The sequence below is a fragment of the Dorea sp. D27 genome, from assembly GCF_001185345.1.
In the GTDB taxonomy this organism is placed as follows: Bacteria; Bacillota; Clostridia; order Lachnospirales; family Lachnospiraceae; genus Extibacter.
In genome coordinates, this window is the sequence record NZ_KQ236743.1 from 1,052,404 (window position 1) to 1,079,000 (window position 26,597).

26 protein-coding genes are annotated in these 26,597 nt (G+C 49.8%); all 26 read right to left on the reverse strand.

The features are described from left to right. Positions 1 to 4 precede the first annotated feature (4 nt). Positions 5 to 2,935: a penicillin-binding transpeptidase domain-containing protein gene (locus tag HMPREF0980_RS05005; RefSeq protein WP_242847334.1), complete on the reverse strand. Its 2,931-nt coding sequence runs from the start codon at positions 2,933 to 2,935 to the stop codon at positions 5 to 7. Further along, a complete protein-coding gene (gene mreD, locus HMPREF0980_RS05010; protein WP_049728000.1) occupies positions 2,928 to 3,446 on the reverse strand; it encodes a rod shape-determining protein MreD in 519 nt (172 codons plus the stop codon). The genes HMPREF0980_RS05005 and mreD overlap by 8 nt, the downstream gene beginning before the upstream one ends. Before the next feature lie 2 nt (positions 3,447 to 3,448). Next, positions 3,449 to 4,330 carry a rod shape-determining protein MreC gene (gene mreC / locus HMPREF0980_RS05015; protein WP_049728001.1) on the reverse strand — a complete coding sequence of 294 codons (882 nt, stop codon included), beginning with the start codon at positions 4,328 to 4,330 and terminating at the stop codon, positions 3,449 to 3,451. Between the two features lies 1 nt (position 4,331). Further along, the gene (locus HMPREF0980_RS05020) at positions 4,332 to 5,354 is read right to left on the reverse strand and encodes a rod shape-determining protein (RefSeq protein ID WP_049728002.1); all 1,023 of its coding nucleotides are present in this window, start codon (positions 5,352 to 5,354) and stop codon (positions 4,332 to 4,334) included. Positions 5,355 to 5,370: 16 nt separating this feature from the next. Further along, positions 5,371 to 6,063, reverse strand: coding sequence for a RadC family protein (gene radC, locus HMPREF0980_RS05025; protein WP_049728003.1), 693 nt, complete (start codon positions 6,061 to 6,063; stop codon positions 5,371 to 5,373). Between the two features lie 37 nt (positions 6,064 to 6,100). Then, positions 6,101 to 6,361 carry a DUF4321 domain-containing protein gene (locus HMPREF0980_RS05030; protein WP_049728004.1) on the reverse strand — a complete coding sequence of 87 codons (261 nt, stop codon included), beginning with the start codon at positions 6,359 to 6,361 and terminating at the stop codon, positions 6,101 to 6,103. Positions 6,362 to 6,441: 80 nt separating this feature from the next. After that, positions 6,442 to 8,091, reverse strand: coding sequence for an NAD(P)/FAD-dependent oxidoreductase (locus HMPREF0980_RS05035; protein ID WP_049728005.1), 1,650 nt, complete (start codon positions 8,089 to 8,091; stop codon positions 6,442 to 6,444). A gap of 208 nt (positions 8,092 to 8,299) precedes the next feature. After that, positions 8,300 to 9,526, reverse strand: a complete 1,227-nt coding sequence (locus HMPREF0980_RS05040) for a BaiN/RdsA family NAD(P)/FAD-dependent oxidoreductase (RefSeq protein WP_049728006.1) — start codon at positions 9,524 to 9,526, stop codon at positions 8,300 to 8,302. Positions 9,527 to 9,549: 23 nt separating this feature from the next. Next, a complete protein-coding gene (locus tag HMPREF0980_RS05045; RefSeq protein WP_049728007.1) occupies positions 9,550 to 10,833 on the reverse strand; it encodes a methionine gamma-lyase family protein in 1,284 nt (427 codons plus the stop codon). A gap of 1 nt (position 10,834) precedes the next feature. Then, positions 10,835 to 11,146 carry a hypothetical protein gene (locus HMPREF0980_RS05050; RefSeq protein ID WP_049728008.1) on the reverse strand — a complete coding sequence of 104 codons (312 nt, stop codon included), beginning with the start codon at positions 11,144 to 11,146 and terminating at the stop codon, positions 10,835 to 10,837. Next, on the reverse strand, positions 11,110 to 12,084 hold the full coding sequence (gene miaA / locus HMPREF0980_RS05055) for a tRNA (adenosine(37)-N6)-dimethylallyltransferase MiaA (RefSeq protein WP_049728009.1): 975 nt from the start codon (positions 12,082 to 12,084) through the stop codon (positions 11,110 to 11,112). The genes HMPREF0980_RS05050 and miaA overlap by 37 nt, the downstream gene beginning before the upstream one ends. A 2-nt stretch (positions 12,085 to 12,086) precedes the next feature. Beyond that, positions 12,087 to 14,054, reverse strand: coding sequence for a DNA mismatch repair endonuclease MutL (gene mutL / locus HMPREF0980_RS05060; protein WP_049728010.1), 1,968 nt, complete (start codon positions 14,052 to 14,054; stop codon positions 12,087 to 12,089). 1 nt (position 14,055) lies between these two features. After that, positions 14,056 to 16,701, reverse strand: a complete 2,646-nt coding sequence (gene mutS, locus HMPREF0980_RS05065) for a DNA mismatch repair protein MutS (protein WP_330375850.1) — start codon at positions 16,699 to 16,701, stop codon at positions 14,056 to 14,058. 79 nt (positions 16,702 to 16,780) lie between these two features. Next, positions 16,781 to 17,197 (reverse strand): putative ABC transporter permease, encoded by a 417-nt coding sequence (locus tag HMPREF0980_RS05070; protein WP_049728011.1) that lies wholly within the window; start codon positions 17,195 to 17,197, stop codon positions 16,781 to 16,783. 89 nt (positions 17,198 to 17,286) lie between these two features. Continuing rightward, positions 17,287 to 18,735, reverse strand: coding sequence for a tRNA (N6-isopentenyl adenosine(37)-C2)-methylthiotransferase MiaB (gene miaB / locus HMPREF0980_RS05075; RefSeq protein WP_049728012.1), 1,449 nt, complete (start codon positions 18,733 to 18,735; stop codon positions 17,287 to 17,289). Next, entirely contained in the window at positions 18,701 to 18,883 is a 183-nt protein-coding gene (locus HMPREF0980_RS05080; protein WP_049728013.1) for a DUF4250 domain-containing protein, read from the reverse strand. Before HMPREF0980_RS05080 ends, miaB begins: the two co-directional genes overlap by 35 nt. Before the next feature lie 21 nt (positions 18,884 to 18,904). Then, a complete protein-coding gene (locus tag HMPREF0980_RS05085) occupies positions 18,905 to 19,459 on the reverse strand; it encodes a 5-formyltetrahydrofolate cyclo-ligase (RefSeq protein ID WP_242847335.1) in 555 nt (184 codons plus the stop codon). After that, on the reverse strand, positions 19,428 to 19,649 hold the full coding sequence (locus tag HMPREF0980_RS05090) for a DUF896 domain-containing protein (RefSeq protein WP_049728341.1): 222 nt from the start codon (positions 19,647 to 19,649) through the stop codon (positions 19,428 to 19,430). Before HMPREF0980_RS05090 ends, HMPREF0980_RS05085 begins: the two co-directional genes overlap by 32 nt. 90 nt (positions 19,650 to 19,739) lie before the next feature. Beyond that, positions 19,740 to 20,123, reverse strand: coding sequence for a hypothetical protein (locus HMPREF0980_RS05095; protein ID WP_049728015.1), 384 nt, complete (start codon positions 20,121 to 20,123; stop codon positions 19,740 to 19,742). A 70-nt stretch (positions 20,124 to 20,193) separates the two neighbouring features. Next, positions 20,194 to 21,864: a putative polysaccharide biosynthesis protein gene (locus HMPREF0980_RS05100; protein WP_049728016.1), complete on the reverse strand. Its 1,671-nt coding sequence runs from the start codon at positions 21,862 to 21,864 to the stop codon at positions 20,194 to 20,196. A gap of 14 nt (positions 21,865 to 21,878) precedes the next feature. Beyond that, a complete protein-coding gene (gene ybeY, locus HMPREF0980_RS05105) occupies positions 21,879 to 22,373 on the reverse strand; it encodes an rRNA maturation RNase YbeY (RefSeq protein ID WP_049728017.1) in 495 nt (164 codons plus the stop codon). Between the two features lie 5 nt (positions 22,374 to 22,378). Beyond that, positions 22,379 to 23,368, reverse strand: a complete 990-nt coding sequence (locus tag HMPREF0980_RS05110) for a PhoH family protein (protein ID WP_049728018.1) — start codon at positions 23,366 to 23,368, stop codon at positions 22,379 to 22,381. Beyond that, positions 23,343 to 24,659, reverse strand: coding sequence for a sporulation protein YqfD (locus tag HMPREF0980_RS05115; RefSeq protein WP_242847336.1), 1,317 nt, complete (start codon positions 24,657 to 24,659; stop codon positions 23,343 to 23,345). The genes HMPREF0980_RS05110 and HMPREF0980_RS05115 overlap by 26 nt, the downstream gene beginning before the upstream one ends. Before the next feature lie 13 nt (positions 24,660 to 24,672). Next, positions 24,673 to 24,978 carry a sporulation protein YqfC gene (gene yqfC, locus HMPREF0980_RS05120; protein WP_049728019.1) on the reverse strand — a complete coding sequence of 102 codons (306 nt, stop codon included), beginning with the start codon at positions 24,976 to 24,978 and terminating at the stop codon, positions 24,673 to 24,675. Between the two features lie 89 nt (positions 24,979 to 25,067). Next, on the reverse strand, positions 25,068 to 25,901 hold the full coding sequence (locus HMPREF0980_RS05125) for a DUF6179 domain-containing protein (RefSeq protein ID WP_049728020.1): 834 nt from the start codon (positions 25,899 to 25,901) through the stop codon (positions 25,068 to 25,070). Positions 25,902 to 25,919: 18 nt separating this feature from the next. Continuing rightward, entirely contained in the window at positions 25,920 to 26,465 is a 546-nt protein-coding gene (locus tag HMPREF0980_RS05130; RefSeq protein ID WP_049728021.1) for a DUF6323 family protein, read from the reverse strand. Positions 26,466 to 26,597: the final 132 nt, after the last annotated feature.

Here is a 26,597-nt window from a genome sequence, read left to right on the forward strand (position 1 = left end):
TCTGCTAATCCCCTCCTGTTGCGCTGCTACCGATTGTTGCTGCTTCACCGGTGATGATCTCATCTTCCGGAGCTATCTCATAGTAGTATTTCATGACATCTCTGCCCACTTCAGAGGCGTAAGTAGAACTGTATCCGTTTGCAATCCTGATTGCAAACGCCACCTCCGGGCTGTCGCTTGGCGCAAAGCCTACGAATAATCCATGATCGGGATGAGTTGTGCTCTGCTGTGCTGTTCCTGTCTTTCCTGACAGTTTTAAACTGCTTGTATTCAAATCTGAGAAAGTTGCACTATGGTTGACAATCACTGCCCGCATACCGTTGTGAACTGCATTCCAGGTAGAGGCGGACACGTCTGAAAGCTGGTTCTTGACCTTAGGTTCATATTCTTTTATCGTCTTCCCGTCTACAGACGCTACCTTGTCAAGCAGTGTCAGGTCATAGACGGTTCCCTTGTTAGCTACTGCAGTTATATATTTGGCCAGCTGGCTCGTCGTATAGTTGTTTCTGCCCTGTCCGATAGCGGAACGAACGGAGTCCTCATCCGATATCTGGGGGCTGGATTCATCAATCTCGAGGCCCGAAGTCTCATTCAGGCCAAAGGCCTGGGCGTACTTTTTCAGCTTGTCAAGTCCCAGGTCGCTGGAATAATACGAATTTGACGCGCTGCCCTCGTTGTTGTCCGAGGCAACCCTATCCAGCCCGCCGTCTTTCAGCCCGAGACGGTACCCTACCTCATAAAAGTAGCTGTTGCAGGAGTTTTCGATTCCCCCTTCGACATTCAGCGTGCCGTGGGCCTGCGGATATATCCAGCACTTCGGGCTTGGCTTTATCTTCTCATATACGCCGTGGCACGTTATATAGGAATCCGTATTGATGACACCCTCTGTAAGCCCTGCCACTGCAACGAGAGGCTTGTACGTAGAACCGGGTGCTGTCTTTTCCTGTGTCGCATTGTTGTAGAACGGCCTTGACTGGTCGGTCAGAAGTTTATTGTAATATTCAGAATCCATCGCATTGGCCAGACGGTTATTGTCATATCCCGGATACGATACACATGCAAGCACCTGGCCGCTGTTCGTATCTGTCATCACGATCGAGCCTGTACAAGGTTCCAGCGCCAGCTGTCCCGGCGTTATTGTAAGGTCCTTTATCTTACCTCTCAGGAAATCGTAAGCTCCTATGCTGCCGGTGTTCAGACCGTTATACTGTGCCTCATCGTATTCCAGCACTTCCTGTTCGTAGAGCATGAGGCATATCTGCCTGCCGGTCACTGCTCCTGATTTTATCATATATTTATATATAAGTTTGTCAAATCCGCTGTTAGAGTCCAGATAGTCGATAATATATTTCACCATGCCCTGATACAGCTCCCCTGCGTCAGAGTATCTGCCGTCCTCGACAAACTCTTTCAGCTTGGACGTATCGACCCAGTTCTTGGATATTGCATAGTTTAAGTACGTGTATATATTGATGGACTCCTCATCTTTCCATGCCTTATATGTCGAATCGTTCGTATCTATGGCGCCTGACTTGATGACACCCGTCGTGTTCGTCAGAATTTCCGACACGATATACGTCATATAAGCCTGCATCTCCTTGGACATCTCCTTATATGCTTTTTCATCCGGATCCGTCAGTACGTCTACAAGATTATTCAGGACTTCTTCCTTCCTCGCGCCAAAGGCCGCCGCAACTTCTTTCTCTGTAGTTCCTGCGTCTTCCTCCTCAAAATGGCTCATATCCAGTATATCATTGGATAGGAACGTGTTATATACGTCGCCGATCGGAATGATAACATCGCTGCCGTCCTCTACTTTCGTCCTGTCAAAATCCAGCGTGTTCTGTATCTTGGACAGCAGGATACCCGCAAGTTCCTGCTCTATGATATTGTAAGCTGCTTTCTGAAGATTGGCGTCGAGCGTAAGGTAGACATCATTCCCCGCTTCCGGATTCTTTCCTTTGATCGTCTCTATCACCTTCCCGACACTGTTGACGTAGAGCTTCACCTGCCCCTTCTTCCCCTGCAGCTGCTTGTCCAGCGTCTTCTCAAGGCCGGCTTTGCCCACCGTATCCTGCTTGGAATATGCTTCCTGCTCTTTCTTGCTGAGAGCGTCATAATCTTCCTGGGATATCTGCCCGGTATAACCGATGACCGAAGCAAAGCACTTGCTGTCCGTATAGCGGCGCAGAGACTCCTCCTCTATATCGACCCCCTGCAGGGTATCCAGATTCTCCATGATAACAGCCACCGTCTCGTCGCTTACGTCCTCTGCAATCGTAGTCGCGATGAATTTCTGGAAGCTGTTGAGGGAGATTGCATATCTTATATTGACAAGCTTCAGCACATCTTCTTTGTCCATCTTCTTTTCGTCGATGCCATAGCCGTACAGCTTATCTGTACAGAGATAATCGATAATCTCCTGTGCCGTACTGCTCTTCTGCTTATCACTGAGCTCATCTATCGTCTTCTTGCCGTATACGTCAGCAATAAAACGGAGGCGCTGCGTGTCATTTTCTGCCACATACATGTAATTGCCGTCGCCGTTCAATATGATTCCAAAATTATTGATTACCGTGTCACCGTTGGACTCTACAATATCTATCACCGTTTGGATAACCTTATTAAGCTCCTTGTTCTTTTCAGAAGAATCTTCCCAGTTATCTTCTATCGTGACAGAATAGGCAAGTTCATTATAGGCGAGCAGATTGCCGCTGCGGTCATATATCTTTCCGCGGGTGCCCTGAATCTCTTTCGTCTTCTGAATCTGGAGCTTGTACTCATCTGCATAGCTCTGCCCTTTCACGATCTGCAGATAAAATACCCTCTGCAGAAGGATTGCCGACAGAACGCAGAACACGATGACCGCTACAAATACTCTTGATTTTACTACTTCATATATCCCGGATTTTATCCGGTCCCATAAGCTATACAAATTTACTTGCACTCCTTTGTTCTTCTGCTTCTAACCTTCGGTTAATGTGTAATATGATCTGATATAGTACAAGGGTGGCCAGGATGGTGTACACCAGCTCCGGCATAATCAGTTTTATAAGATAGCTGCCGAATGAAAAATCTCCGTGCAGCATATAAAAGCAAATGTATAAGACAAGTCCATACAGCAGTTCGCTCGCAGCGATGAGCGCAATCGGAAGCTTGATATCCTCATCGTAGAACAGGCGGCGGAAACATCCGTTTATATAACCGATGACAGCAAAAAGCAGCGTGTAGAAGCCAAGCGTGCCGCCCCAGAAGATATCCATAAGCAGGCCGGAGACTATCCCTACCGCCATACCTGTCTTCTTGCCGCGCATGAAGCCGAAGGAAGCCGTGACGATGATGAGCAGGTTCGGCTTGATCCCGGCAAAGGAAAGCGCGTGGAACACGGTGCTCCCCAGTAGGAAGCAGACGAGAATTATGAGAAAGGTAATCACCTTGCGTTTCAAAATTACTCACCTCCACCTTGCGTGTTGTCATCCTTATTGACCATATCCTGCTTTGTCGTCGTAATGACGAGAACTTCCTGCAGCTTGCTGAAATCGACTGCCGGCGTAATATATCCGGAACGGGTCAGGTTGTTGGAATCCACCTTTATCTCGCTGATATATCCGATGAACAGTCCCTGCAAAAAACGGTCTCCGATATGGGACGTTACAATCTGCTCTCCGACTTCAATCTTATTGTCATTGTTCGCGAGCTTTTCAAATCGGATCCGTCCGTCCGACATAAGCTTCAGGTCTCCCCGCACGATACACGTATCCGAGGTAGACAGCACCATGCCGCTCACATTGCTGGCATCGTCAATGATAGACCGCACCTGGGCATAGTTCGGCCCTACCTCCGTGACAATCCCGACCAGGCCGCTGCCGGCCAGCACATTGCAGTTCTTTTTGATGCCGTCCCTGCTTCCTTTGTCTATCGTAAAATCACTGAACCAGTTCGTCCCGTTGTTGGCGATAACATGAGCACCTATTTTGTTATAATCCGAATAGTTCTCATCCAGCTTGTACAGCTCTCTGAGACGTTCCAGCTCGTACTGGTCCTGCCTGAGCCGCGTATTGTCGATTGTCAGCTCATCCACTTTTGACTGGAGCTCGCTGTTCTCTTTCTTCATATCTTTCAACGTCTCAAAATTCTTGGAAAAATCGCTCATCCACATCCCTACATAGCTGATTCCTTTCTGCATAGGTATCACGGTATAGTTCGCAACGATACGCAGCGGCCCCTTCACGCCGGGAAGGCTGCCGATGCCCATAAGTATCACGCAGACAACGGCTGCGATGAGCAGCCAGTATTTACTTGAAAGTGAAGATTGATTTTTGATTTTCATATTATCTCATCCACCTATAATTTTCATCTAACATTGAATATGCAAGTTTTCTCAAATCTTTTGACATAATAATTTTCTTTAATCCGGTCACCGCGCAGATGTCTGGTTCTACTGCAGTCCTGACCGGTATTCCCACCGCTTTTTCGATATAATTCTCAAGACCGGGCGTATTGGCTATTCCTCCAGTCAGGAAGATGCCGTTCTTATATATCGCCCTCCTCACTTCAGGAGGCGTACGGTCCAGCAGTGAATAGACTGCCCGAATGCATTCCTGAAGTGGTTCCTTCAAAGCCGCGCGCACGAGGCTGACAGAGATATCCTTCTGTATCGGCACACCCATGATCATATCTCTTCCTGCTACCCTCAGGGTAGAAGACGTGTCTTCTGTAAAGACACCGAACCTTTTCCTGAGCATCTCTGCCGTCAGCCTGCCGATAAGAAAGTCATGGCTGTGCCGGACAAGATTGGCGACAGACTGGTCGAAAGTGGCTCCGCCCACTTTTACAAGCCGGTTCAGTACCATGCCGCCGCCGGCCAGAACCGACAGTTCTGTCGTCTCTCCGCCGAAATTGGCGATGAACAGTCCCCTCGTGTTCTTCACGTCCAGATTGAGACCTACTGCGTCGGCTATGGACCGCTCCACGATATTGACCTCCCTCGCTTTGGCGGTGGAGTGTATGACGAGGTCGAAGAAAGCTTTCTTCTCCACCTCCGTCACATCGGTTGGTACCGCGATGACATATTCAGAGCCCCTGGCAAACTGCCGTTCCTTCTTCAACAGGTTCTGGAGCAGGAACTGCATATTGTTGAAATGGGATATGACACCTTCCTGCATCGGAAATATGACTTCGATATTATCCGGCGCTTTCTCATACATCTCATACGCATCATCTCCGACCGCAAAGATTTCCTTTTTATTAGCAATCGCTATCACGTTTTTCTCTTTCCATATCTCATCTTTCTTTTTATCGTAGACCTTGATCTCATAAGACCCAAGGTCTAATCCGTATATATTCCTAGCCATTTGACACTGCCCTTTCTTATAGTATGCCCTCCTCCCGGAAACTCATATAACAATTATTGCCAATGATGACGTGATCTAACAGATCAATTCCTATTAAGGCTCCTGCCTCCCGGATTCTCTGTGTCAGCAGCCTGTCTTCCCTGCTGGGCGAGGGGTCACCGCTCGGGTGGTTGTGCAGAACAACAATTGCGACCGCATTCTTCTGCAGCGCTTCTATGAACAGCTCTCTCGGCGTAATCAGTGACGCGTTGACCGTCCCTTTGGATATGTCTGTCTCACCGATGAGCTTTGATTTTGAATTTAACATCAGAAGCTTCATCTGTTCCTGCTTCTCATGCCTTAAGTCTTCCATATAATAACCGGCTATGGACTCCGGACGGGTGAAGCACAGCGACTCTCCCGCGCACGCTTTCGCCAGCCTTTTTGCCAGCTCCGAGATGCACGATATCTGAATTGCTTTCACCTTCCCTATCCCTTTGATCTGCTTCAGCCGCTCGATGCTGAACTGGTGGATGCTCAGTATCCCCGGCTCGCCGGTATGATAAAGAATCTTTTGTGCCAGCGTCAATGCATTTTCACCTCTTGTGCCTGTACGTAACAATACAGCCAGCAGTTCCACATCGCTTAAACTGCCAGCCCCCCTTTGCTCACACTTTTCGTATGGGCGTTCCATCTCTGGAATTTCTCGAATGGTATTTGCCTGATTCATTTTATCAGCAGATTCGTACGACACTTCATAGAGAGACTTACAAGAAGCGGTAAATGATGATTGATATTATTACGCCTATGATGCTTGCAATCGTAATCTTTATCGTCAGCCCGAACGTAATTACCAGCAGTCCCAGATTCAGGACGACCGGCTCATCCAGTCCGAAAGACTGGCCGTACCCGAGCCAGGAAAGAGCCGGTACTTTGTCCGCCAGCATTCCGATAAATCCACCGAGCACGATTCCCGTAAGAATGAGCAGAAAAAGCGCCCAGGCATTCTTGCTTCCAGTTCCCTTCATATGTACTCCTCCTCATTTATCTCAATAGAAAACTCAGTATATTTTATCATATTTAAGAATGAGTGTATATACTTATCCCATTAAAAATTTCTTAAGGCTTCGTCATGTTTGTCGAATGGCCGGTATAATTTGGCGATTGCCTCTGCCGCCTTCATACCGTCCATTGCCGCGGATGTGATACCGCCCGCATACCCTGCTCCTTCGCCGCATGGATAGATGCCCCGGATGCTGCTCTGCATGTCCGCTCCGCGTACAAGCCGTACCGGTGATGACGTACGGCTCTCCACTGCGGATACCACCGAATCGTCCCCGGAATACCCCGGAAGCTTCCGTTCAAAAGCAAGGATTCCCTCTTCTATATCACGCGCGAGGAATGTCGGAAATATGCTTCGGACATTCGTCCAACGGCAGGCTCCTTTTATCTGCGGGGCAACTTTTCCTTCTCCCGCAGACGGCCTGTCTTCCCGGTAGTCTTTCAACAGCTGGACCGGCACTTTCCCTCCTCCGGCACGGAACGCGGCCTCCTCAAGCCTCCGCTGGAATTCCACACCGGCAAGCGGCCCGCTGCCGCCATAATCCTCAGGAGACACGGTCACGATTACTGCACTGTTGGCATTTTGGCCTCCACGGTCATGGCAGCTCATGCCATTAACCGCAAGCCTTCCCTCCTCGGATGACGCATTAACGACATAGCCGCCCGGACACATGCAGAACGTATACACCCCTCTCCCATCCAAGGCTGAGGCTGTGAGCTTATAAGACGCCGGGGGCAGCTTTCCCTGATAATCCTTTCCATACTGGACTTCATCTACCATAGACTGGGCATGCTCGATGCGTACCCCTATGGCAAAAGACTTCGCTTCCATCGGAAGTCCCCTCTTTTCCAGCATCTCGAATGTATCGCGCGCACTGTGCCCGATTGCAAAGACCGCGGCCTCTGTCTCGAGACGGTACTGCTCTCCTGTTACCGTATCTTCAATAACCAGTTGTGCAAGCCGCCTGCCTTTCCCTTCTCCGGCTGTCCGGATATCTCTTACGAGAGAATGGAAGCGGACCTCCCCGCCCATCTTCTCTATTGTCCTTCGCATATTTTTTACGATGCCGGAAAGCATATCGGTTCCGAGATGAGGCTTGCTCTGGTACAGAATCTCTCCCGGCGCCCCGTGCTCTGCAAATACTTTGAGCACCCTTGCGTTGCGCAGCTGCGGGTCTCTGACAAGGGTATTCAGCTTGCCGTCTGAAAACGTTCCCGCACCGCCTTCTCCGAACTGGACATTGGACTGCAGATCCAGTCTCCCGCCCTCCCAGAACTGCCTCACATCTTCAAGCCGCCTGTCTACATCCGCTCCTCTTTCGAGCAGAATCGGGCGATATCCATGCAGTGCAAGTTCATAGCCGCAGAACAGACCCGCGGGGCCTGTCCCGATGATTACAGGACGGTGCTTTAGCGGGCGCTCTCCTTCTGTCTTCAGCACATATTCCGGATCCGGTCCGCAAAACGATATCTGTTTATTTTTTATGCGCTTTTTAACAGACCGCTCGTCTGATACATGTACGTCAACCGTATAGACGTAATAGATGTCCGGTTTCTTTCTCGCATCCAGCGACTGTTTTCTGATTGTATAAGAAAGCAGCGCATGTCTGTCAATACGCAGCAATTTCAGTATCTTTTCTTTCAATTCCTCTTTTGTATGGGCGGCGGAAAGCTTAAGCTGTGTAATACGTATCATTTCAATATCCCTTTCTTATATTATAATCTCACTGGCACCGATTCGCATTTTACCTGAAAAATATAGAGAGAAGACCCAGAACAGAAACGATTGCACGCTTCTGCACCGGGCCTTCTGTTCTTCTCATATTCCTGTCCATCTGTCTGTGAACGGCGATACCAGGCGATGCACGGCTGACCCAGTGAACCAAGTATATTAATCTGAATGGTTAGCGGCCGGCTGCATGGCAGCCGGCAATATGACCGCTGGCAACTGCCCATGTGATGTTATATCCTCCGCAGATTCCATCCACGTCCACCATCTCACCTGCCAGATATAGACCAGGCACGTATAATGATTCCATCGTGTCCGGGCTTATCTCGGATGTCTTCACCCCTCCTGCACAAATCTGCGCCTGTTCAAAACCATTCGTGGCCTCGATGTCGAGCAGCGTATGCTTGCATACAGCGGCGAGAGACTTGATCTGAGCCGGCGTTAGGTTCCCGGCCGGCATCTTTGCCTTGATATGTGCAAGATCCAACAGTCTTGGAATCAGTTTCCGGTTGAAGATTCCTCTGAGGTATCCCTCTGCGCTGCGCTCCTTGAATTGTTCCGCCCTTCGGGCTAACAGGCTTTCTGCATTCTGATATGACACATCCGGCAGAAAATCTGCCTCTACCTGTACGTTGCGTCTGTCATAGAGACCTCTTGATATGAAGCGGCTGATCTGAAACACCGGGATGCCTGATATGCCGTAGCTCGTAATCTGCAGTTCGCCTGTATCTGCGGCCCTCTCTCTGCCGTCGATTCTGGCTGCAATCCTTGCCTCCGTCCTTACTCCCGACGCTTTGGCAAAAGGGTTGGCGCGTACCTTCAGCTGGACGAGAGCCGGAACGACCGGTTCCAGCGTATGTCCCAATCCCTGCGCCAGGGCATATCCGCTTCCGTCCGAGCCTGCAATCTGGGAAGCGCGGCTTCCGCAGGCAAGGATTACCTTGTCCGCCCGGTACAGCTTGTCTCCGCTCTCGATGGCAAATCCCCGTCCGTCCCTGCGGACGCTCCTCACATGCTCCTCCAAATGACAGCTTACTTGAAGGCGTTCCAGTTCCATCTGCAGGCTTTCCCTGACATCTGCGGCTTGCTCGGAACGGGGATATACATAGTCTCCCCGTGACCGGGTCAGAAGTCCGAGGCTGTGGAAGAATTCCAGCGTCTGTTCGAGGCTGAACTGCCGCAGTACGGCCTCTGCCAGCTGCGCTCCGCCGCCTCTGTAGTAATCTGCCGACAGCTGCATGTTCGTGAGGTTGCAGCGCCCGTTGCCGGTAGAAAGTATTTTCTTACCGAGAATTTCATTATGCTCAAGTATAAACACTTCCGCGCTGCTGTCCGTGCGTGCCGCTGTTATCGCGGCCGCCATGCCGGAGATGCCGCCGCCGATGATAGCTATCTTACCCATTGCTTCTGACTCCTTTCCCGCCGTCAGATTTTGACAAGCCCTTCTCTTACGATGTATTCGAGAGACATGAGAATCCCTAGTCTTGCGTGGGGCCAGGTCAGCCCTCCCTGAAAGTAGACCGCATACGGAGGCTTGATCGGTCCGTCCGCACTGAGTTCGATGGATGATCCCTGCACGAATGCCCCGGCTGCCATAATTACGTCGCTGTCATAGCCAGGCATCGCCCATGGTTCAGGAGACACATAGGAATCTACCGGCGCAGCGGCCTGTATTCCCCTGCAGAAAGCGATGACCCCCTCCGGGGTTCCAAGCTGTACCGCCTGGATGATATCATGCCTGCTCTCTTTGCTGTCTGGTATGACGCTGAAACCGAGCTTTTCGTATATCCCGGCGGCGAATATCGCTCCCTTCAGCGCACTGGCAGCCACCGTCGGAGCGAGGAAAAGCCCCTGGTAGAAGGACTGCATCACACCGAGCGATGCTCCTACCTCTTTGCCGAGTCCAGGTGATGTAAGCCGGTAGCCGCAGGCGTCAATCAGTTCTTTTCTGCCCGCGATGTAGCCTCCTATCGGCGCCAGGCCTCCGCCTGGATTCTTTATGAGCGATCCGACGACCATGTCCGCGCCTACGTCGCTTGGCTCCAGCGTCTCCACGAACTCGCCGTAGCAGTTGTCCACCATACAGATGATGCCGGGCTTGCGCCTCTTCACAAAAGCAATCAGCTCCCCAATCTGCTCCACAGAAAAGCTCGGCCGTGTCTGATAGCCTTTGGAGCGCTGTATCGTCACGATCTTCGTCCGTTCATTCAGCGCTTTTTCTATTCTGTCATAATCAAAGGTTCCGCCTTCTTTCAGATCCACCTGTCTGTAGGTGATTCCGTATTCTGCGAGAGAACCGCTGGACGGCCGGATACCGATAACTTCTTCCAGCGTGTCATATGGCTTTCCAACCGGCGACAGCAGTTCGTCCCCCGGGCGCAGATTGGCGCCAAGCGCCAACGAAAGCGCATGGGTTCCGCACGTAATCTGAGGCCGTACGAGGGCGCTGTCTGTATGGAATACAGAAGCATACACTTCCTCAAGGGTATCTCTGCCCTGGTCACTGTATCCGTATCCGCTTGCATAGTTGAAGCACGCCTCGCACACACGGTTCTCCTGCATGGCGTGAATGACCTTGAGCTGGTTGTATTCCGCCGTCCTGTCTATCTCTTCAAAGCGTTCTTTCAATCCCGCCTCCAGCTCCCGGCCAAATGCAAGGACAGCGCTTCGTATTCCCATTTCTTCATAAAGTTTTGTTATATCAGGCATCTTAGCAATTGTCTCCTCCCTGCCATGCGTTCATTATCTTTGTCTTAAGAGACGCGCATCTGGCGTCAAATTCCGGATTCAGCGGCTTTATCTCCAGAACGATGTCTGCCGATTCCCGGTAGCGCTTCATGTCATACAGAAGTGCCGCGCGGTTCAGATCGTACAGAGCTTCCTCCCCCTTCGTGCAGATGAGCGGAGCGAGCTCCAGCAGCTGCTTGTATGTAGCAGCCGCGTTATGGCTGCGTGAATAAAGTTCCATCAATGTGTTCATTTTCTTCAGGAACTGGTTCCCCCCGAAAAATCTTCTAAACATAGTACTCCCTCCAAATGTTTTATCATAGCGTGTACCATTTCTTCTTCGTCATATCCATACGTCTTCTTGTCGATCCAGATTACATTTTTCTCCCTCTTAAACCATGTAATCTGCCTCTTTGCAAAATGCCTCGTATCCCGTTTGATCGTATAGACTGCTTCTTCCAGTGTACATCTTCCGTCAAGATAGTCAAGTATTTCTTTGTAGCCAAGCCCCTGCATGGATACCATCTCCTTCGTATACCCCATCTTCTTCAGGCCGCGCACTTCATCCACAAGGCCATCCTCTATCATCTTGTCCACCCGCCCGTCAATCCGGGCATAGAGATGCCCCCTGTCATCCGTCAGCACAAAGTAAACCGCGTTGTAAGGGGACTCTTTTGCCCGTTCTCTTTCGTTATGTTCAGAAATCTTCTGCCCGGTCTGTTCATAGAACTCCAGCGCCCGAATCACCCGTTTGACATTATTCGGATGTATGCGGGCGGCGGATGCTTCATCCACTTCCGCAAGACGCTCGTGCAGCTTCTCGGCGCCGTGTCTGTGCGCATAACCGGCAAGCCGGTCCCGGATGTCGCTGCCGGTTCCGTTCTCCGCAAAATCGATGTCATAGAGCAGCGCCTGGATATAAAAGCCGGTTCCGCCGACAACGACAGGAATCCTGTCTCTTCCATAGATGTGCTCCACCGCCTTTTTCGCCATCTCCTGAAAACGGACGACGTTAAATTCCTCCGACGGCAAAAGCTCATCCACGAGATGATGCGGTATGCCGTGCATCTCTTCAGGCCTTATCTTAGCGGAGCCGATGTCCATATATTTGTACACCTGCATCGAATCGGCGGATATGATTTCGCCGCCGATTGCCTTGGCAAGTGAGATAGATGCTTTTGTTTTGCCGACAGCAGTAGGCCCGGTCAGTACCACTAATGGTCTCTTCTTCATAGTTATACGATCCTCTTAAACTTCTTCTCAAGCTCCCGCTTCGTCATGGCGATGATAGTAGGGCGGCCATGCGGACAATGATACGGATTCTCCAGCATAAGCAGTTCGCCGATCAGCGCATCCACTTCCGCCGCCGACAGCTTCATATTACCTTTGACCGCAGCTTTGCATGACATGGATGCCACCTTCTCATCAATCAGGTCCGGTGACAGGGTTCTGCTTATTTCATCGGACAAGCTGTCTATCATCTCCATGAGCAGCTCTTTTTTGGCAATGCTGAACAGGTTATCCGGTACTGCTCTCACGGCGTAAGACTCCTGCCCAAACTCTTCTATCTCAAATCCGACTTTTGTAAACTGCTCCATGTAAGTATTCAGGAGCTCCGCCTCCTGCATCGTAAGATTCAGGATGATCGGCGGGCTGATATACTGGGAGGTGAATTCCTTCGTCTTCATATTCTTCAGCGTGCGTTCATATAGTACCCTTTCATGCGCCGCATGCTGGTCAATGATGTATAGGCTGTCATGGAATTCGATGATCCAATATGTGTCAAACGCCTGTCCGATGAGCTTATACTCTGCCTTCCTCTCACGGTCGAGCAGCTTTTCTTCAAACATATCTATCTGCTTCCCGGTCCCGCTGCCCTTCTGCAGCGCCGGGCTGTCCGTTTTCCGGCCATGGATGTTTTCTCTCTGTCCGCCGCCGGACTTCGCATATTCTACGGCTTCGCGTATCCGGTCTGCCTGAACATCCGGCTTGAATATGGCATTCTTATCTTGCACTTCGGCAGATGAATGCTGATCATGATAGGAGCGGACTCTCTTTCTCATCTCCTCCATGAAGTACTCCACGTCCTTCTGGCCCGGATTCTTCCCGGCAGGCGCTTCTTCCCGTATAGGAGCCGCCGGTGCCTCTGCTGCCACCTGTCTCATCGCAGCCTCCGCCTTGGGCGGCTCCGGAACCTCTACATGGGGAATGAGCTCCTCAGCGTGGAGTCCCCGGTCAACCGCCTCATATACAGAATTATAGACATCCTGCTGGTTATGAAACCGTAATTCCATCTTTGTCGGATGTACATTGACATCGATATGTTCTCCGTCTATCTCCATCTGCAGCACGACAAAAGGATATTTGTGCTGCATCGTAAAGTCTTTGTAGGCGTCTTCGATGGCTTTCGCTATCATACTGCTCTTCACATATCTGCCATTGATAAAATAATTCTCAAAATTGCGGTTTCCCCTTGATATCAGAGGCTTCCCCAGATAACCTGTAATCTTCATCCCGGTGCGCTCGTAGTTTACAGCGAGCAGATTTGCCGTAATCTCTCTCCCATACACGTGATAAATGACATCTTTGAGGCTGCCGTTTCCAGAAGTGTGAATTTTCGACTGTCCGTTATTGATAAACTGAAAAGATATTTCAGGATGGGACAGCGCCAGTCTCGTCACCAGTTCCCCCACATGGCTTGCCTCTGTCATCGGTGTCTTTAAGAACTTTCTTCTGGCAGGAGTATTATAGAACAGCTGACGGATGAGGAATGTCGTCCCGTCCGGTGCACCTGTATCGTCCAGCGCTTCCTCTTTTCCGCCCGCGATGCGGTAGCTCGTGCCAAAAGTATCCGCTTTCGTCTTTGTGACCAGTTCTACCTGTGACACCGCTGCAATGCTGGAAAGCGCCTCTCCCCGGAACCCGAGGGAACCGATATGTACGAGATCATCCACAGAACGGATTTTGCTCGTAGAATGTCTCAGAAACGCGGAAGGCACTTCTTCTCTGGCAATGCCGCAGCCATTGTCCGCAATACGTATATAGGAGATGCCTCCTTCTTTGATCTCTACGGTAACAGACGTAGCACCCGCGTCTATCGCATTCTCCACCAGCTCCTTCACGACAGAGGCCGGGCGCTCAATCACCTCTCCCGCGGCAATCTTATCTATTGTTACCTGGTCCAATACTTGTATCTTATTCATATTACCACCTGTTTTTCAGTTTGTTCTGCAGCTGATACAGCGTATTCAGCGCATCAATCGGGGTCAGGTTGCTCACATCCAGATTCTTTATCTCATCAATCACGTCATCGTCTTTTACCGTATCGAACAGCGACATCTGAGCCAGGTCGACCTCGTCATACTTCTTGGTCTTAATCTTAGCCTCATGGCCGTTTACCGCGATATCCTTTACCCGGGCGGTAATGTCCGCATGGCTCAGTTCTTCCACGATCTCTTTCGCCCGCTCGATGACCGTATCCGGCACGCCTGCCAGCTTGGCCACCTGTATGCCATAGCTTTTGTCCGCCCCGCCTTTTACAATCTTGCGCAGAAATACGATATCGTCGCCTTTCTCCTTGACCGCGATGCAGTAATTATTCACATTGTCGATCTTGCCCTCCAGCTCGGTCAGCTCGTGATAGTGGGTTGCAAACAACGTCTTGGCACCGAGCAGCCTGCTGTTGCTGATATGTTCAATCACGGCCCAGGCGATGCTCAGCCCGTCAAAGGTACTCGTACCCCGCCCGATTTCATCCAGTATGAGGAGGCTTTTGCCTGTGGCATTCCTAAGTATATTGGCAACCTCCGTCATCTCAACCATAAATGTACTCTGTCCGGAAGCCAGGTCATCAGAGGCTCCCACCCTTGTGAATATTCTGTCTACAAGCCCTATGTCCGCAGAAGACGCCGGTACGAAGGAGCCAATCTGTGACAGGAGCACGATGAGTGCTGTCTGCCTCATATATGTGGATTTTCCGGCCATATTCGGCCCAGTGATGACAGATATGCGGTTCTTCCTGTCGTTCAGGAACGTGTCATTGGCGATAAACATGTCATTCGGAATCATCTTTTCTACGACGGGATGCCTTCCATCCTTGATGTCGATGACTCCCTTTTCGTTCATCTTGGGGCGCACGTAATTATTACGTTCCGCCACAAGCGCAAGGGAGGTAAAGACATCAATCTGTGCCACCGCCTTGGCGGTCGTTTGGATACGCTCGATCTCTCCGGCAATCGTGTCCCGCACCTCGCAGTACAGCTCATACTCCAGCGCATACAGCTTGTCTTCTGCTCCCAGTATCGTATCCTCCAGCTCTTTCAGCTCAGGGATGATATAACGCTCTGCATTGGCCAGCGTCTGTTTCCTCGTATAATAATCCGGGACGAGATTCTTGAACGAATTTGTTACTTCCAGATAATAGCCGAACACTTTATTGAAACGGATCCTCAGATTCTTGATACCCGTCTTCTCCCGCTCCTGTTCTTCCAGCTTCGCAAGCCACTCCTTTCCATCCGACTTCGCAGCCCGGAGCCGATCCACTTCCTCGTTGTAGCCTTCCCGTATGATATTGCCTTCTTTCATGGCCAGAGGAGGCTCGTCCTGGATGGCATCCGTGATAAGCCGGCACAAATCCCCGAGCGTGTCCAGATTGTCAAAAAGCTCCCTCAGAAGCGGACTGTTCATATCGCCCATTATGCACCGGATATGAGGCAGCATGGACAGAGAGCTTCTGAATGCGGTCAGATCCCTCGGATTGGCGGACTTGTATGTAATCTTGCAGACGAGTCGTTCCAGATCGTAGACAGGACTCAGGTATTCCCTGATCTCTTCTCTCGCTATTGCTCCTGCCTTGAATTCTTCCACCGCGTCAAGACGCCGTTCTACCGCTTCTTTGTCAATGAGAGGCTGTTCGATATATTTGCGAAGTGTCCTCGCCCCCATCGCCGTCTTCGTCTTGTCGAGCACCCAGAGAAGCGAGCCTCTCTTCTGCTTTTCACGCAGCGTCTCACAAAGCTCCAGGTTCCTCCTCGTGGAACTGTCCAGCATCATATATTTACCAGCCGCATATCCGGTAAGCTTTGTCAGATGGGCCAGGTCTGTCTTCTGCGTCTCTTTCAGATATGTAAGTAGGGCTCCCGCCCCGATGACACCGCAGTCATAGTCCCCCAGTCCGAGGCCTTCCAGAGAATTCACCCTGAAGTGCTCTTTCAGCGTCCGCTGACAGAGTGCGTCGTCAAAATACCAGGCGTCCAGCGCATATATCGTAATCCCGAGACGTTCCTTCAGCACCTCCATATCCATGCCGCTCATATAAAAAGCCTCATTGCATATGAGCTCTGAGGGCATGAATTTATAAATCTCATCAAACAGTTTTCCACTTGTTTCAAGTTCTGTCACAAAGTAGTCCCCGGTCGTGACATCTGCCACCGACAGACCGTAACGGTCCGCGATATATACCACACACATGATGTAATTATTCTTTGTCTCATCGAGTGCCTGTGTATCCAGGTTCGTCCCAGGTGTGACGATACGGACCACCTCCCGCTTGACGAGACCTTTTGCCGTCGCCGGGTCCTCCATCTGCTCGCAGATTGCTACCTTATAGCCTTTGGACACGAGCCGGTTCAGATAGCCGTCCACGGCATGGTAAGGGATGCCGCACATAGGCGCCCGTTCGTCAAGCCCGCAGTTCTTCCCTGTCAGAGTTATTTCCAGCTCTTTCGATGCAGTGAGTGCATCATCAAAAAACATCTCATAAAAATCGCCTAATCTATAAAATAAGATACAGTCAGGATACTCTTTTTTCGTATCTACATACTGCTGCATCATCGGGGTAAGTTCAGCCACGCTTTTCTCCTCTTTTGTCTAATTTTTTACATTTTATTATATCATTAATCTCTAAAATATAAAAGACTTAAAATTCTCATCACAATACATGGAAATGTGGTTTTGGTTCATCGTACAGCCAGTATGACAAGTAGCCGCTCAATAGGATGCCTATGACGCACAGCCCCGAAAACAAGACTACGAAGGGCAGACAGATCTGCCCGAACAGGTGGAACGGCTGGTTCGTATAGTCCCACACGCCAAGGCCCAGCCACTTGTTGACCACAATGCCGGTTATAAACTCCATTGATGTCACAAAAACAATGCATCTCATGAGCTGCCTCCAGAGGGGATCCTCCCAGTTGACCGCCTTGCCCTGTATCTCAAAGAAGAGAAGGCAGATACCGCCGAGCAGGAACATGCTCCAGTGTGAAAAACCGCGGAAAACTACTTCTAATGTATAATAAATACAGCCTCCTAAGCTGATAAAAAACAGATACTCACTTATTTTCTTCATGTAAAAACGCCCTCACTATATGTTCTTACTTATAGTTTGAGCGTTTTGGCTTATAATATGGGTGGTATTTATTTCTTAACAGCCATGCGTCACCGGCCGGCCTCCAGACTGCCGATATAGTAGAAGCCCCGGCATTCGTCAAGCCTTACGTCTGCATATGTACCTATCATATCTTCCGTACCCGGGAAATGCACGAGCAGATTATTGCTCAGCCTTCCTGTCACGAGCGAGCTGTCGTGTTCACTTACAGATTCTACCAGTGCCCGCTGTATGCTCCCTTCATGCACCGCGCATACTTCGCGGGCAATATTCTGGACTTCACAAAGAAGCCGGTCAAACCGGTCCTTCACGACATCCTCCCGTACCTGTTCTTCCATAGCAGCAGCAGGGGTGCCTGAACGTTTTGAATAGAGGAAGGTGAACGCGCTGTCATATCGAACCTTGCGCACGACATCCAAAGTCTCCTGAAAATCCTCCTCGGTCTCGCCGGGAAAACCGACAATGATATCTGTCGTAAGAGAGAGGTCCGGCACTGCCGCCCTGATCTTTCTGACCAGCTCCAGATACTGTTCCTTCGTATAATGCCGGTTCATCTTTTTTAGTATGTCTGTGCTTCCGGACTGTACGGGGAGATGCAGATGCCTGCATATCTTGCGTGATCTGCCCATCACTTCAATCAGCTCGTCAGACAGATCCTTTGGATGTGACGTCATGAACCTTATGCGCTCCAGTCCTTCTATCTTTTCAATTTCCTCGAGAAGTGCCGCAAAAGTAATTGGCGTATCGAGCGTCTTCCCGTATGAGTTTACATTTTGTCCAAGAAGCATAACTTCTGTCACTCCGTCTGCCACAAGCTGTTCGATTTCCCGTATAATAGCTTCCGGTGCACGGCTCCGCTCTCTCCCGCGTACATATGGCACGATACAGTAGCTGCAGAAATTATTGCAGCCGAACATGATATTGACACCCGATTTAAAGGCATATTTCCTTTCGTTCGGCAGGTCTTCCACAATCTTATCCGTATCTTTCCATATATCAATCACCATACCGCCCGACTCTAGACGTGAGACAATCAGCTCTGCAAACTTATATATATTGTGCGTACCGAATATGAGATCCACGAAGCGGTAGCTCTTCTTCAGCTTTTCCACCACCTCAGGTTCCTGCATCATACATCCGCACAACCCTATCATCATATGGGGATTCTTCCGCTTCAGCGGCTTCAGCTGTCCAAGCCTGCCATACACTCTCGTATTTGCATTTTCCCGGACCGTACATGTGTTATAAATGACAAAATCCGCCTTGTCCTCCTCTGCCTCTTCATAACCGATACGCTCCAGTATCCCCCTCAGCTTTTCAGAGTCGCGGGCATTCATCTGGCAGCCGAAGGTCGTCACACAAAAAGTAAGCGCCCGTCCAATCTCCTCCGATTTAGCCGCCACATGCCGCCTGGCCTTTTCTATGTAATAATACTGCCTCTCCGGTTCGGTGACCGGTATCTCACTAGACAAACTGATGTCTGGATTCATCGTACTCATAATCGATTCCTTTCAATGTATCTACAATCTTATTTTTATCTACCTGCATATCCTCACACAGCGCGTCAAGCGTGTGGTAATAGTCTCTTATCTTCGTGTTTACCACGCTCAAAAGCAGCATGGGGTCTTTCGGCAGTCCAAACTGCATTCCTATCCATCCTTTCCGCCGCTATATAGTTCTTGTCTCTGTTATGATAAGCTGCGGTCTGACATCCTCTTCTTCCTGAGGCACTTCCTCTACAATCTGGATATCAAATGCAGCCGCAATCGTATGGAGCCCCGGATGCTTTCTCAGATACCGGTCATAGTATCCCTTTCCATAGCCAATCCGGCCGCGTCTGGCATCGAAGGCCACGCCCGGCATGATTACCAGCCCGTCCTTGCCGTCAGCCGCCGCCCCTATGGCTGGTTCCAGAACGCCGAAGCACCCTCTGGACAACTCATCAAAAGAATGGATTTCATAGAAATCCATCTCCACCTCCTCGGCCTTTGGTACCCATACTGTCTTTCCAAGCCGCCACGCCTCTTCCATCAGCGGTCTTGTACCGGCCTCTTTCCTGCAGTCGACATAGCAGTAGATATCTGTGGCCTCACGAAACCACACATGAGAGATGATCTCCCTTGTGATTGCTTCTGTGCCGTTCTGCCATTCCACCGGGCTGATTTCCAGCCTTTTTTTTAGAATTAACTTTCTAATTTCCTCTTTTTCCGCCAAATTTCTCACCTAAATCCGTTATCGTACCGTCTGTCTCTTCTATTGAAATCTGATTCAGCTGGCTGCGCAGGTTCTGCTTGAAAGCATCCACATACTCTCTTCTCAAAACCTGCTGTTCTTTCCGCTCAGCATCTGTAAGCCCTTCTGCTTTGGACTTGTGATATAATTCATTTATTCTCGCTATCTTCTTACCGTCCATTTTTCTTTTGTCCTTCCTGAAATCATCGAAATTACGGTATTCATAATACACTATAAAAGGATGAAAGTCCACTTCTTATTATGAACTTATCTAACTCGAATAATTTTCCAGAAAGCCGTACAGCGTTCCTGTATCTTCTATATATTTGCCGTTGCGTATCTCCTCGCGCACGGCTGCCGGAAGTTCATCATACCGGATATCCGTGTACTCATAAGGTGTCTTCTTGTCACTCAGATAGACGACGATATATCCATTGACTTCCATAAGGTAATAGCAGTCCTCTTTCAAAGCTGACCCTTCCGTCCTCACCGACGGTTCCGTCTTGGCCTTGGCAGTCTCCTGCTCTTTTTCTATCTTTGTCTCCGCCTCCGCCCGTTCTTTTGCTTTCTGGTAACTCAACTGGTATGCGCTGGATACCGCAAGTACCGTTATGATTGCAGCCGCAAAAAAGCCAATACCATACTTATTTTTCATAAGGACAACTCCTTTTTTAGTACAGTATTGGCTGTTTTTCAATTATTTATACAAAACTGCTGATTTTCTGTTATCTGTACTCACCGCGGATCAGATGCAGTTTTCTGCATATCGACACGATAGTCGCCCCCTTCGGCATGCCGAGCATCTCCTCCTCTGTCAGGCCTCCAAGCAGGATAAGCGTGATGCCATACGTGACAAGTGCCGCCAGAAGCGCAAGTATCGTCGCCGCCTTGCTGCCGATAAAGAGTTCCACGACGAGATGCACTACAACGGTTACCACGCCCATGACAGCCGCAGATATGGCGGGAATGATAAAGGTCTTCTTCTGCTCCTGTACATAGCCGATGCGGCTTCGCAGCGCATGTGAATTCAATATGCAGATTGCGCCGGAAAATACGATCTTGCTCAAAATGACTGCATATATGTTCCATTTGAAGATAACCATGAACAAGAACAGCGAGACCACATGGATGCCAAGCGATATCGCCGCATTCTTGACCGGTGTCATCATATCGTCCAGGCCCTGGAGTACGGAATTCGTCACTGTGGACAGGCAGAAGAACACGACGGAGATGGCTCCAAGCTGCAGCATATAGGCAGACGTCGTATTGTCCGAACCATAGAACAGCAAGTCCAGTACCGGCTTGGCGAGCACGAGAAAACCAACCGCACACGGGATTGCAATCATCATGTTGAACCGGGTTACCATGTTGATCTTGCTATGTATCTGCTTACGGCTGCCTGTCTGTGCAGTGGCGACAAGGCTCGGTATAAGAGATGACGCAAAAGCGCTTGAGATAGATAAAGGCACGTTGATCAGTGTCGTATAATCTCCGGTAAGTATGCCGAGCAGTTTCGTATATACGATCTTCTTCTCTCCCTGGGCGGCCATAATATTGCTGAACATGGCACTGTCAACAAAATCGCAGATATTGTAGACGGTCGCGCTCAGTATGACCGGAGCGATAGTGATTAACAGCACTTTATATATCCTGTTATATGATTCCTTGTGGCGGCTGCGGTCTCTGCGCATCTTCCTCCTGTAGACTTTCTTGTATGCCATGAAGATGAACAGTACAAAAAGCAGCGCCGTCAGCGCCCCCGCCACGGTGCCTAGCGTACCTCCCGCCGCACTGTAGGCAGGACCGTATGAGTCATTTCCCCTCGTCTTGGCTATTCCTTTGCCTACACTGAACAGTACGTAAGCTCCTGTCACGGAGATGACCGCGTTCACTATCTGCTCGATGATCTGCGAGATGGCGGTAGGCACCATGGAACCGATTCCCTGGAAGAACCCTCGCATGACACCCAGCACCGCTGCGATCAGTATGCACGGAGCCAGCACCCGCAGCGCATATACGCTCATATCGATGGACATGATATTGTCCGCGATAAACCCTGCCCCGAAAAAGATGAGGAGGGCGACGAATCCGCCTGCCATGACGGCAAACATCAATGCGCCCCGGAACACTTTATATGCATTTTTATATTCACCTACCGCGATACGGGCCGACACTAGCTTCGACACGGCCAGCGGCAGGCTGTAGGATGTCAGTGTAAGTGCCACGATATAGATGGAAAAAGCCACCCCATAATAGCCCATCCCTTCCTGTCCCGCGATATTCCGCAGCGGAATACGATATATAACGCCAATTATCTTAGTAACCACCCCTGCAATGGCAAGAATAGATCCTTGTATAAGGAAATTGGCCTCTTTTTTTCTGCGTTTTTCAGCCATACTTCATGCTCCGTTTATCGTAATATGTTTAGTCTGTCCAAAATCTCTTTCTGTCTTGCTTCCATATCAAGGCGTTCTTCTTCCTCCATATGGTCATACCCAATTAAGTGTAACATAGAATGGGCGATTAAAAAAGCGTATTCTCTTTTGACAGAATGTCCAAACTCTTCTGCCTGGGATATCACCTTCTCTTTGGATATCACGATATCGCCAAGAACCAGTTCCCCGGACTCCGGATCGAAGCAGCCGTCCTGCTCATCCAGACAGCCAAAGTCTCCCGGATGTCCATATTCGGCCATCGGAAAGGAAAGCACGTCTGTCGGGCGGCCGATTCCCCGGAACTCCTCGTTCATCTCCTTCATATGTCCATTCGTGGTGAGCAGCACGTTCACCTGCGCCTCGTATGGGCAGCCTGTATATTCCAGCGTCTCTTCCGCCACCTCCCGTGCCAGATCCTCACACGGTATATCCAGCCGGGACTCCCCTTCTTCCTCAAAATAAAGCGTCATTTTGTTTATTTTCTCCTTCGGTCTTTTCCTTTTGCACGGCCTCTGTTCTCATAATCTTCATAAGCCTTGACAATCTTCTGTACGAGTGGGTGCCGCACCACGTCCCTGCTGCTCAGCTGGCAGACGGTGATGTCCTCGATATGCTTCACGACAGAAACGGCCACGTCAAGCCCGGACATCTGCCCGGAAGGCAGATCCTTCTGCGTCGCGTCGCCGGTGACGACTACTTTGGAACCGAACCCTATTCTCGTCAAAAACATCTTCATCTGCGCAGGAGTCGTGTTCTGCGCCTCGTCGAGTATGATAAAGGCATTGTCGAGCGTACGGCCTCTCATATATGCAAGCGGGGCCACTTCAATCAGTCCTTTTTCGGAGTTCTTCAGAAAGCTTTCCGCGCCCATAATCTGATAGAGGGCATCATAAAGAGGCCTGAGATATGGGTCAATCTTGCTCTGCAGGTCTCCGGGCAGGAACCCGAGCTTCTCACCCGCCTCTATGGCCGGCCTTGTCAGTATTATCCTGCCCACCTCATTATTTTTAAATGCTGTAATCGCCATCGCCATGGCCAGATATGTCTTCCCTGTTCCTGCAGGGCCAAGACCGAACACAATCATCTTGCGCCGTATGGCATCTACATATTTTTTCTGCCCAAGCGTCTTTGGACGGATGGGCTTTCCCTGCAGCGTATGGCAGATGAACTCCTTATCCATCTCCACGACGCTCTCCGCACTGTCCTCCATCACGAGGGACAGCGTATAATCCACATTCTGTTCCTGTATCGTATTGCCCCTCATAGAAAGGCCGACAAGCTGTTCCAGTACTTTCCTTGCCCGTTCTGTCTGCAGCGCTTCTCCAATTATCTTGACATTCCCGTCTCTTGCTATGAGTGTTACATGCAGCGTACGTTCAATTTTTTTGGCATATGCATCGAACTGGCCGAATACATTCTGTTCATGCTCCGCCGGCATATCAATGACTGTCTCCATCATTCCCATCTATATTATCTCCTGACGTTCCATCCTCTTCTTGTTCCGGCACATCGACGACTTCCGTAGGCGCCGTGGCGCCTATAGGCATGATGACCGTAAGGTTCCCTTTCGCTATCGCTTTTTCGGACCCTGTGTATATTTTAACATCATTCTCAATAATTTCTACCCCCTTTTTCTCTAAATCTTCACAATACTTGTCAAACCGGGCGCTCAGCATAGCCTGAAGCTGTTTATCACTGTACTTATGCTTCTCCGTCCTATACGGCTGAATCGTACGTGTTCCCGTCGATACAGGCAGGTAGAATTCCTCTCCTATCTTCCAGCGTTTTTCTTGAGATAGGACCTCATAATGTTCATAACCATGCTTTCTGCTCCCGAGTCCGAACCGATATCTTCCGATCTTGATATACAGCTCCTGCCTTTTGACCTCGGGAAGCTCCTTTTCAATATAGGTTATGTCCTGCTCCTGTTCATATGGTATGACTGCTTTCCCTTTGATATCCGCGTCCGATTTATGATAGTGGTATCCGGTCGTCTCACCGGCGTCATTGTTTACAGGTACTCTGCCGCACACGAGCAGATCACCTTTTTTGACCGCATCTCCTTCCTTGACTTCCGGAGTTCCTTTTCTCGTGATAATTTCCGTTATGGTACAGTCAATGTCAGCCACGATATCCTGCGGCTCTTCCTCCTCTTTCCCATCGGCGCTGCCCGTATCCTCTTCTTTCAGCTCCTCGCCGCCGCCAGCGGCAGGCAGGGAATCCTCATTTTCTTTCACCTGTATGATAAGTCTGGATCCCTGGATGGAGGCGGATACCCAGATGATTCCGTCATATTCTTTGCGGATATCTTTTACAATTCTGGCACAGTCCACGCTGGACTTCTTCATCCCGTGCTCGACTTCCTTCGTCTGAAGGAACTCCAGAATGTTTTCATCCGTCTGCGACAGGTTTCCCTCTATATCGATATCCCATATAAAAAGAGATAATATGTATATGAGCGCGACACTTAAAAAGGCGCCGATAAAGAATAATTTTCTTTTCCGGTATCTGTGTAAAAAAAAAGGAAGACCGAACCGCCCTGCTACCACCACTCTTGTTCCGGTCTTCTTGATAATCGGTTTTAACTTGCGGAAACCGTCAACAGACATGTACATCTCATACGCTCCGTTAGACGGTCTCAGTCCCCATATGTAGATACCTCTGTGGCTGCATGCATTCAAAAACCTTTCTGCCGAATAACCGATTACACGAATCTGTACGTATCCTTTTATATATCGAATCATGGATAAAAGCAAATCTTATCCCCCTTTAGTGATGATATTCTATGGACTCTATCCGCCCAGTCACTTTCATCTCATCATTCGTATAATATGCAACCTGAAGGTTCTTACCGGCGATTCTGATCTGCCCGATCTTCGTCTGTATGCGTACGAGGGCGTCTGTATATTCCAGTATGCCCCTGTAATTCTCCAGGTTCATCTCCAACTGCCCGGTTATGGTAAGTACGGGCATCCCAAGCACTACGTCTTTCGGCATCTCGGAGGCCTCTGCAACTTTATTCCTGAACGACTGGCTCTCTATATCCTGTCTGCGCTCTTTCTTTCTTGCCTTCATAAAACACTGCCACACATAGTTTTATAGTAATCTATGTGTGGCTTCTGCCCTTTATACATTGTCCCTGGAAATATTCCCTTTCCGGAAGATTACAGGAAGAGCGCTTCCAGCACACGATGTTTTGTGCCATGGAAGATCCGAAGCGCGTACTCTCTCCTCATGTTCTGAAAATATTCCTGCTCGCTGCCAAGCCCGGCCGCCTCCGCAATCATACGGATATAAGCGCCGGCCTTGCGTTCTACTTCCGGCAGGCTATCCTCGCGGAAGTACATTCCTATCTTCTCAATGTCGTTTTTCTCCAATACCAGACTTGAAAAAGGATGTTCTGCAATGATACATCCTATGGCGTTAAGAAGGGCAAGAGAACAGAGATTCTCCATATACAGGACTCCAAACCGTTCCTCAGTCCTGCGAAGCAGCTCTCTCACTGCCGAAGTCTGAAAGCAGCTTAATAACCTGCTTTCCGTCTCTATATCGCACAGATATTCATATATGAGGTCTATTCCGCACCGGTCTACATATGTTCCGACCGTTGGGTAATCCAGAGTTATGATATGGTTCTGGGGCTGGAACCGCACGTCATAATAGAGGAAGAAGGCGGGCATTCCTCCAGTAATCGTATCCTTGTAGTTCCTGCAGCCATAATCTTCAAAATCTGCCGTCAGCCTGTTGTAGGCTTCCCTCGCACGGTTCGTTTTATCCAGCACCTGTGCATAACCTGCCTCGTAGGCCTCCGCCGCCTTCACCTTCCTGCCGCCGGCCGGTACATTGCCACATGCGGCCTCTTGCTCTTCTATGCAATAGATAACCGCTCCCATGAGCATCTGCGCGTTTTCATAGGTCACCGAGCTGCTCTCTTTTGACGTATACTTTTCCGCCAGCATGGCCGTGACCGGCACGAGTTCTTCCAGCTTATATTCCATATGTCCCCTCCTCCTTTACTACTCCCAGAACAATTCTCTGAGGGCTTCCGTATACAGTTCACTGTCCCAACGCTGCTCTTCGCTCAATTCTTCGTATTCCCCCTTTCCCCCGAACGCCTCATATCCCCGGTACCCGGCCCTCACCGCAGCCGAAAAGCGTGTCAGGCACGTCCCTTCCAGATATTCCATATCTCTAAAACATACCGTCTCGAACTGCTCTTTCATAAAAGTCAGCAGCTCTTCGTCTGTCAGCCTGTCCTGTGCCTCATTCTTGAACACATAGAAGATGTCCTGAAGCCTGGCCAGCGTCTCGGCATAATCCTGCCGGCTGATGTACTGGGAATCACAGAACACGAACATCAGCTTATCCAGGATACCTCTGCCAAATTCCACCCTCTGATGCTTCTTCAGGCTTTCCTGTTTTGCTGCAATCAAGGCCGCTGCCTCCTCCCGGGTAAGGCTGAGGCCGAACTGCCTTCCGATTATTTCGTTGCAGGAATTTACCGCAGCCAGCTCCTCCTTATCCCTGTTGGCCGAAAGAAGCTCATATAATGCTTTATCCATACCATGTACCTCCTTTACCTTAGTCGTCTATTATATGACCGTGCGCATATGATTACAAGTCTTGAAAAATCAGCCGTTTTATGCTATGATAAGTACAGAAAAAAGGAGCAGATAGTTGAAAATCTGCTCCTT

What these genes read in the sequence shown, in the direction of transcription:
- mreC (WP_049728001.1), bottom strand. Translation starts at nt 4,330, where the DNA reads ATGAAAATCAAAAATCAATCTTCACTTTCAAGTAAATACTGGCTGCTC.
- HMPREF0980_RS05020 (WP_049728002.1), bottom strand. Translation starts at nt 5,354, where the DNA reads ATGGCTAGGAATATATACGGATTAGACCTTGGGTCTTATGAGATCAAG.
- radC (WP_049728003.1), bottom strand. Translation starts at nt 6,063, where the DNA reads ATGAATCAGGCAAATACCATTCGAGAAATTCCAGAGATGGAACGCCCA.
- HMPREF0980_RS05030 (WP_049728004.1), bottom strand. Translation starts at nt 6,361, where the DNA reads ATGAAGGGAACTGGAAGCAAGAATGCCTGGGCGCTTTTTCTGCTCATT.
- HMPREF0980_RS05035 (WP_049728005.1), bottom strand. Translation starts at nt 8,091, where the DNA reads ATGATACGTATTACACAGCTTAAGCTTTCCGCCGCCCATACAAAAGAG.
- HMPREF0980_RS05040 (WP_049728006.1), bottom strand. Translation starts at nt 9,526, where the DNA reads ATGGGTAAGATAGCTATCATCGGCGGCGGCATCTCCGGCATGGCGGCC.
- HMPREF0980_RS05045 (WP_049728007.1), bottom strand. Translation starts at nt 10,833, where the DNA reads ATGCCTGATATAACAAAACTTTATGAAGAAATGGGAATACGAAGCGCT.
- HMPREF0980_RS05050 (WP_049728008.1), bottom strand. Translation starts at nt 11,146, where the DNA reads ATGTTTAGAAGATTTTTCGGGGGGAACCAGTTCCTGAAGAAAATGAAC.
- miaA (WP_049728009.1), bottom strand. Translation starts at nt 12,084, where the DNA reads ATGAAGAAGAGACCATTAGTGGTACTGACCGGGCCTACTGCTGTCGGC.
- mutL (WP_049728010.1), bottom strand. Translation starts at nt 14,054, where the DNA reads ATGAATAAGATACAAGTATTGGACCAGGTAACAATAGATAAGATTGCC.
- HMPREF0980_RS05070 (WP_049728011.1), bottom strand. Translation starts at nt 17,197, where the DNA reads ATGAAGAAAATAAGTGAGTATCTGTTTTTTATCAGCTTAGGAGGCTGT.
- miaB (WP_049728012.1), bottom strand. Translation starts at nt 18,735, where the DNA reads ATGAGTACGATGAATCCAGACATCAGTTTGTCTAGTGAGATACCGGTC.
- HMPREF0980_RS05080 (WP_049728013.1), bottom strand. Translation starts at nt 18,883, where the DNA reads ATGCAGTTTGGACTGCCGAAAGACCCCATGCTGCTTTTGAGCGTGGTA.
- HMPREF0980_RS05090 (WP_049728341.1), bottom strand. Translation starts at nt 19,649, where the DNA reads ATGGACGGTAAGAAGATAGCGAGAATAAATGAATTATATCACAAGTCC.
- HMPREF0980_RS05095 (WP_049728015.1), bottom strand. Translation starts at nt 20,123, where the DNA reads ATGAAAAATAAGTATGGTATTGGCTTTTTTGCGGCTGCAATCATAACG.
- HMPREF0980_RS05100 (WP_049728016.1), bottom strand. Translation starts at nt 21,864, where the DNA reads ATGGCTGAAAAACGCAGAAAAAAAGAGGCCAATTTCCTTATACAAGGA.
- ybeY (WP_049728017.1), bottom strand. Translation starts at nt 22,373, where the DNA reads ATGACGCTTTATTTTGAGGAAGAAGGGGAGTCCCGGCTGGATATACCG.
- HMPREF0980_RS05110 (WP_049728018.1), bottom strand. Translation starts at nt 23,368, where the DNA reads ATGGGAATGATGGAGACAGTCATTGATATGCCGGCGGAGCATGAACAG.
- yqfC (WP_049728019.1), bottom strand. Translation starts at nt 24,978, where the DNA reads ATGAAGGCAAGAAAGAAAGAGCGCAGACAGGATATAGAGAGCCAGTCG.
- HMPREF0980_RS05125 (WP_049728020.1), bottom strand. Translation starts at nt 25,901, where the DNA reads ATGGAATATAAGCTGGAAGAACTCGTGCCGGTCACGGCCATGCTGGCG.
- HMPREF0980_RS05130 (WP_049728021.1), bottom strand. Translation starts at nt 26,465, where the DNA reads ATGGATAAAGCATTATATGAGCTTCTTTCGGCCAACAGGGATAAGGAG.